At 62.4% G+C, this 1,403-nt stretch carries 1 protein-coding gene; it reads left to right on the top strand.

Features of this window, described 5'->3' with window-relative positions:
* Nucleotides 1-288 precede the first annotated feature (288 nt).
* The gene (locus tag WMO66_RS00820; protein WP_349134509.1) at nt 289-1,185 is read left to right on the top strand and encodes a hypothetical protein; all 897 of its coding nucleotides are present in this window, start codon (nt 289-291) and stop codon (nt 1,183-1,185) included.
* Nucleotides 1,186-1,403 lie beyond the last annotated feature (218 nt).

The following is a 1,403-nucleotide window of genomic DNA, read 5'->3' as shown; positions in this document are numbered from 1 at the left end:
ATTGCGAGGCCCCAACGGGGCCGTGGCAATCTCAGCAGCACTCGGCCGGATCACAAGACACTCCCGGCGAAAACGGAACTGCCTGCACGAGATTCCCACGTCGCTTCGCTCCTCGGAATGACAAATCGGGAGCCATCGTCATTTTAATGACAGCCTGTTCATTTCGGCAGCACTGCGCCGGGCCCGGCTGTCCGCTCCCCTACAACGCATAATTGGCGGCCCTGCGCATCCCCCGCATTGACGCGCGTGGTACAATAAAATAGAAATACCATGCTATGGAGGGGACCGATGGATCAGTTCAATGCGCAGTATCATCTGCCGGGCCTGTTTGAATTTTATGCGCTCTACCGCCTGTTTCTGCCGCTGTTTTTTGAGCACCGGGAGTATTTTTATGACTGGTGCGGCATTGGCTCGATCTACGGCGCGCCGGAGGGCTGCCTCTGGGGCGGCGGGCGCGTCAGCTGCGGCGACTGCGACCCGCGCGACGCGCTTGCCCTGCTGCGGGACTACGGTATCTCCGCTCGCCTGACGTTCAGCAATTCCCTGCTGCGGCCGGAGCATCTGGCCGACCCGCGCTGCAATGCGCTGTGCCGCCTGTTCGAATCGAGCGGAGAAAACGGAATCATTGTCCATTCCGACCTGCTGGTGGATCACCTGCGGCAGCATTATCCGGGGCTGTACCTCGTCTCGTCCACGACAAAGGTCCTGACGGACTTCTCTGCGTTCCGTCAGGAGCTGGCGCGGCCGGAGTTTCGGTATGTCGTGCCGGATTTCCGCCTGAATCCGGCGCTGGAGCAGCTGCGCGCCCTCTCGCCGCAGGAGAAGGCGAAGGTCGAATTCCTGTGCAACGAATGCTGCCGCTTCGGCTGCCCGGACCGCCGCGCGTGCTATGAGGCCGTCAGCCGCAAGAACCTCGGCGAGCCCGGCCCGGAGCACCGCTGCACCGCGCCGGACGCCGCGCAGGGCTACCGCTTCTCCAGAGCAATGGAAAATCCCGGCTTCCTCAGCGTCGGCGACATCCGCGATACGCGTCTGCCGCTGGGCTTTTCCGAGTTCAAGCTCGAGGGCCGCGGCCTCGGCAGCGCGATGGTGCTGGAGTTTCTCCTGTATTACATGACAAAGCCGGAGTATCAGCTCCGCGTCCGTGAGGCCATTTACCTCGATGCCATGCTGGACCTGTTTTGAGGATCAGCAGCGCGTTGTAGGGGAGCGGACAGCCGGGCCCGGCGACGCACTGCCGATCCCATACCGGCTGCCGTTAAAATGGTACCGGCCACTGTAGGGGAGCGGACAGCCGGGCCCGGCGCTATACTGCCGATACGTACAGGTTGGCGATAAAACGGTAATAGCCTCTCCGGGTGGAACGGCTCGATCATGTCGAGCTTTTCGCCGGTGCCGATGAA

The sequence above is a fragment of the Faecousia intestinalis genome, from assembly GCF_040096185.1.
Taxonomy (GTDB): domain Bacteria; phylum Bacillota; class Clostridia; order Oscillospirales; family Oscillospiraceae; genus JAZOXB01.
This window is presented reverse-complemented; position numbering and strand designations above follow the sequence as displayed.

Excerpts from the sequence above, each read along its gene's own strand:
- WMO66_RS00820 (WP_349134509.1), top strand. The coding sequence starts at position 289 with ATGGATCAGTTCAATGCGCAGTATCATCTGCCGGGCCTGTTTGAATTT.